This window comes from Mycolicibacterium arseniciresistens, from assembly GCF_030519285.1.
In the GTDB taxonomy this organism is placed as follows: domain Bacteria; phylum Actinomycetota; class Actinomycetes; order Mycobacteriales; family Mycobacteriaceae; genus Mycobacterium; species Mycobacterium arseniciresistens.
This window is the reverse complement of sequence record NZ_JAUMSQ010000432.1, coordinates 1-4,347: the sequence shown is the minus strand read 5'-3', so window position 1 is coordinate 4,347 and position 4,347 is coordinate 1. Positions and strand designations below refer to the sequence as shown.

Annotated in this window: 7 protein-coding genes; 4 read left to right on the top strand and 3 right to left on the bottom strand. The window is 69.4% G+C overall.

Annotated elements, in window-relative coordinates:
* Positions 1-301: MarR family winged helix-turn-helix transcriptional regulator (locus Q2100_RS29930; RefSeq protein WP_302916937.1), on the bottom strand; the 301-nt coding region annotated here is incomplete at its 3' end.
* Between the two features lie 45 nt (positions 302-346).
* Here Q2100_RS29930 and Q2100_RS29925 point away from each other — a divergent pair.
* On the top strand, positions 347-1,042 hold the full coding sequence (locus Q2100_RS29925; RefSeq protein ID WP_302916936.1) for a class I SAM-dependent methyltransferase: 696 nt from the start codon (positions 347-349) through the stop codon (positions 1,040-1,042).
* A 9-nt stretch (positions 1,043-1,051) separates the two neighbouring features.
* Here the strand turns inward: Q2100_RS29925 and Q2100_RS29920 are convergent, their stop codons facing one another.
* The gene (locus tag Q2100_RS29920; protein WP_407667723.1) at positions 1,052-1,501 is read right to left on the bottom strand and encodes an SRPBCC family protein; all 450 of its coding nucleotides are present in this window, start codon (positions 1,499-1,501) and stop codon (positions 1,052-1,054) included.
* Positions 1,502-1,652: 151 nt separating this feature from the next.
* Between Q2100_RS29920 and pyrH the strand changes: the two genes are divergently transcribed.
* Genes pyrH through Q2100_RS29905 form a run of 3 tightly spaced genes read left to right on the top strand, consistent with a single transcriptional unit; the run spans position 1,653 to position 3,879 of the window.
* A complete protein-coding gene (gene pyrH, locus Q2100_RS29915; RefSeq protein WP_264015342.1) occupies positions 1,653-2,396 on the top strand; it encodes a UMP kinase in 744 nt (247 codons plus the stop codon).
* Between the two features lie 47 nt (positions 2,397-2,443).
* Positions 2,444-3,001, top strand: a complete 558-nt coding sequence (gene frr, locus Q2100_RS29910; RefSeq protein WP_264015343.1) for a ribosome recycling factor — start codon at positions 2,444-2,446, stop codon at positions 2,999-3,001.
* On the top strand, positions 3,001-3,879 hold the full coding sequence (locus Q2100_RS29905; protein ID WP_264015344.1) for a phosphatidate cytidylyltransferase: 879 nt from the start codon (positions 3,001-3,003) through the stop codon (positions 3,877-3,879). The genes frr and Q2100_RS29905 overlap by 1 nt, the downstream gene beginning before the upstream one ends.
* Here the strand turns inward: Q2100_RS29905 and Q2100_RS29900 are convergent.
* On the bottom strand, positions 3,787-4,347 hold a 561-nt coding region (locus Q2100_RS29900), incomplete at its 5' end, for an EamA family transporter (protein ID WP_302916934.1). The two genes, Q2100_RS29905 and Q2100_RS29900, sit on opposite strands and share 93 nt — an antisense overlap.

Below are 4,347 nucleotides of genomic sequence, written 5' to 3'. Positions count from 1 at the left end.
GGCCCGCGGCCGTCAGCTCCGCGGGCAGCGAGCGGCCCGACGCCACCGACGCCGGGCGGGTGACCAGGCCGCGGTCCTGCAGGCTGCGCACGACGGTGTTCATCGCCTGCGGGGAGACGTACATGTCGCGGGCGAGTTCGGCGTTGGAGCGGCCGGGCGACTTCGACAGCACCCGCATGCACAGGTATTGCGGGAAGGACAGTTCGAGCTGGTCCAGCACCGTGGCGGTCACCTCGGTGCGCAGCGCGTAGGCCACCCGGTGCAGCAGGTAGCCGAGCGGCTGGTCCTCACGCGCATCCATATCAAGCATATTGACATATATCAACCTTGTTGATAAACCGGGGGTATGACGAATCCTCCCGAAGAGCTGAACGTGATGTTCGAGTCGGCCTACCGCCGCGACGCCGGCGACCTGGGCGCGGGCAACCGGCCGCCCTGGAGCATCGACGAACCGCAGCCCGAGATCGCCGCGTTGATCGAGGCGGGCAGGTTCCACGGTGACGTGCTCGACGCCGGCTGCGGCGAGGCGGCCGTGTCGCTGCTCCTCGCCGAACGCGGCTTCACCACGGTCGGCCTTGACCAGTCGCCGACGGCCATCGAGCTGGCCCGCGCCGAGGCCGCCCGGCGCGGACTCGCCGACGCCACCTACGAGGTCGCCGACATCAGCTCGTTCACCGGCTACGACGGCCGGTTCGGCACGATCGTCGACTCGACGCTGTTCCACTCGATGCCGGTCGAACTGCGCGAGGGCTACCAGCAGTCGATCGTGCGCGCCGCGGCGCCGGGTGCGTCGTACTTCGTGCTGGTCTTCGACGCCTCGGGCATGCCGGCCGAGAGCCCGATCAACGCCGTCACCTCCGAGGAGCTGCGCGACGTCGTCGGCAGGTACTGGGAGATCGACGAGATCCGGCCCGCCCGCATCCACGCCAACCTGCCCGCGGAGATGCCCGTCGCCGACGTCTTCGGCGTGACGGATCTGCGCGACGAGGCCGGTGGCCGCAAGTCGATGCCGGCGTGGCTGCTGACGGCCCACCTCGGCTAGGCGCGTCGGCTATCCGGTTTCGGTGCGACGGGCCATCCCGGCGAGCATCCCGTCGGACTTGCGGGCCATCACGCGGGTGACCACCCACTCGATGACCTTCGACACCGGCCCGGCGCTGACCCGCACGGAACTGGTCACCGTCACGTCGGTCGACCCGTTGCCGGGCCGCAACGTCCACCGGTTCGACACATCCCGCAGGATCTTGGGCAGGCCCTCGATGTCGTAGGCCAGCGCCCTCGGCGCGTCGAACTCCGTGATCGTCTCCACGAGGGTGTCGCGCCCGACCTTGACCCGGCGGCTGGTGCCGAGCGGGCCGTCGGACCCCTGGTCGAGCACGCTGGATTCGGTGACCTCGTCGGCCCAGGTGCTCAGGGCGCCGAAGTCGGCGAGGACGTCGAAGATCACCTGCGGAGGCGCAGCGATCGTCCGGCTGCGGGAGATGGATGCCACGGGGCCCATCCAACCGCAGCGCGGCGGGGATCGCCGCCGAATCCACCGCCGCGCCCGCCCGTCGACGACCGAAGCCGTACGATTTGGCAGGATCAGGGGAGCCGTCCCCCCGCGCATGTGTCGGGATGGCTTCCTCGCGCGAGCACCCCGAAGGAGTCGGATGGCGGCAACAAGCGACATCTCGACACCGCCGATCCGGCCGATGTACACCCGTGTCCTGCTCAAGCTGGGCGGTGAGATGTTCGGCGGCGGGCAGGTGGGCCTCGACCCGGACGTGGTGGCCCTGGTCGCCCGGCAGATCGCGGAGGTGGTGCGCAGCGGCGCGCAGGTCGCCGTGGTGATCGGCGGCGGCAACTTCTTCCGCGGCGCCCAGCTGCAGCAGCGCGGAATGGAACGCACCCGCAGCGATTACATGGGCATGCTCGGCACGGTGATGAACAGCCTTGCGCTGCAGGACTTCCTGCAGAAGGAAGGCATCGACACCCGGGTGCAGACCGCGATCACCATGGGCCAGGTCGCCGAGCCCTACATCCCGCTGCGGGCCCGCAGGCACCTCGAGAAGGGGCGGGTGGTGATCTTCGGCGCGGGCATGGGGCTGCCGTACTTCTCCACCGACACCACCGCCGCCCAGCGCGCTCTCGAGATCGGCGCCGAGGTGGTGCTGATGGCCAAGGCCGTCGACGGGGTGTTCACCGCCGACCCGCGCGAGGATCCGGACGCCAAGCTGCTGACGGCGATCACCCACCGCGAGGTCATCGACCGCGGACTGCGGGTGGCCGACGCCACCGCGTTCAGCCTGTGCATGGACAACGGCATGCCGATCCTGGTGTTCAACCTGCTCACCGACGGCAATATCGCCCGGGCGGTGGCAGGTGAGAAGATCGGGACACTGGTCACCACCTGACCGGGTGTGCGTGTGACGAGCAGCGAGCGACAGAGGCGGGAGCCGGAGTGATCGACGAAACTCTCTTCGATGCCGAGGAGAAGATGGAGAAGGCCGTTTCGGTGGCGCGCGACGATCTCGCGTCGATCCGCACCGGTCGCGCCAACCCCGGCATGTTCTCGCGGATCAACATCGACTACTACGGCGCGATGACGCCCATCACCCAGCTGTCGAGCATCAACGTCCCCGAGGCCAGGCTCGTCGTCATCAAGCCCTACGAGACGAACCTGCTGCGCAACATCGAGGACGCGATCCGCAACTCCGACCTCGGGGTGAACCCGACCAACGACGGCAACGTGATCCGCATTTCGATCCCGCAGCTGACCGAGGAGCGCCGGCGCGACCTGGTCAAGCAGGCCAAGGCGAAGGGCGAGGACGCCCGGGTGTCGATCCGCAACATCCGCCGCAAGGCGATGGAGGAGCTCGGCCGGATCAAGAAGGACGGCGAGGCGGGTGAGGACGAGGTGAGCCGCGCCGAGAAGGATCTCGACAAGAGCACCCACACCTACACCAGCCAGATCGACGATCTGGTCAAACACAAAGAGGGCGAGTTGCTGGAGGTCTAGTGACCGATCAGCACCCGAGTCCCGTGACAGACACGCCGGTGGACGAACCGTCCAAGAAGAAGTCGCGGGCTGGTCGAGATCTGCCCGCCGCCATCGGTGTCGGCGTCCTGCTCGGCGGGATGGCGATCGGCGTCCTGCTGTTCGCGCCGATCGGATGGCTGCCGGTGCTGGCGCTCTTCATCCCGGTCGCCACGCACGAGGTGATCCGCAGGCTGGGCGAAGCCGGTTACGACCTCCCGGCGATCCCGCTGCTGATCGGCGGCCAGGCGATGATCTGGCTGACGTGGCCCTTCGGCACGACCGGCCTGGTCGGCGCCTACGGCGGCACGATCGTGGTGTGCATGGTGTGGCGCCTGCTCAGGCGCGGGCTGCGCACGCAGCCGGTCAACTATCTGCGCGACATCTCCGCGGCGGTGCTGCTCGCGACGTGGGTGCCGCTCTTCGCGAGTTTCAGCGCGCTGCTGATCTTCCAGGACCACGGCGGGGGACGGGTGTTCACCGTGATCCTGACGGTGGTGCTGGCCGACATCGGCGGTTACGTGGCCGGGGTGCTGTTCGGCAAGCACACCATGGCGCCGGCGATCAGCCCGAAGAAGTCGTGGGAGGGGCTGGGCGGCTCGCTGGTGTTCGGCATCACCGCGGCCGTGCTGGCGGTGACGTTCGTGCTCGACAAACCGGCGTGGGTCGGCGTGCCGCTGGGCCTGATGCTGGTGATCACCGGAGTGCTCGGCGACCTGGTCGAGTCGCAGGTCAAGCGCGACCTCGGCATCAAGGACATGGGCACGCTACTTCCTGGGCACGGCGGGATCATGGACCGCATCGACGCGATGCTCCCGTCCGCCGTCGCCGGCTGGATCGTCCTGACGCTGCTGGCCTGACGCCGAGCTGTTCAGCCAGCACGCCGCGGCGCCGACCACCAACCCGACCGCGATGCCGATGTCCGGACGCTGACCCAGCATCAGCCACGACAGCAGACCCGCCACGGCGGGGATGACCGCGAACAGCATCGCGACCGCCGCCGCCCCGTAGTTGTTGACCGCCCGGACGAACAGCGTCATCCCCAGCACCGCGTTGAGCAGCACCACCGCGGCCACCGCGCCCGCGGCCTGCCACGGGTCGCCCACCGTCAACGGCATCACCGCCGCCAGCGCCGCGACGGGCAGCAGCGACACGCCGTTCTGCAGCGCCGCGGTGGCCCGGAAGTCGACGTCGGAGCAGAACCGCTGCTGATAGACCCCGCCGACGGCCAGCCCGAGCAACGCCACCACCAGCAGCAGCACCACCGGGTCGACGCCGCCGACCGCGACGAGCCGGCCCGCGCACGCCGCGAGCACCGCGACGATGCC

Coding starts and splice junctions, on each gene's coding strand:
- Q2100_RS29920 (WP_407667723.1), bottom strand. CDS start 1,501: ATGGGCCCCGTGGCATCCATCTCCCGCAGCCGGACGATCGCTGCGCCT.
- Q2100_RS29925 (WP_302916936.1), top strand. CDS start 347: ATGACGAATCCTCCCGAAGAGCTGAACGTGATGTTCGAGTCGGCCTAC.
- pyrH (WP_264015342.1), top strand. CDS start 1,653: ATGGCGGCAACAAGCGACATCTCGACACCGCCGATCCGGCCGATGTAC.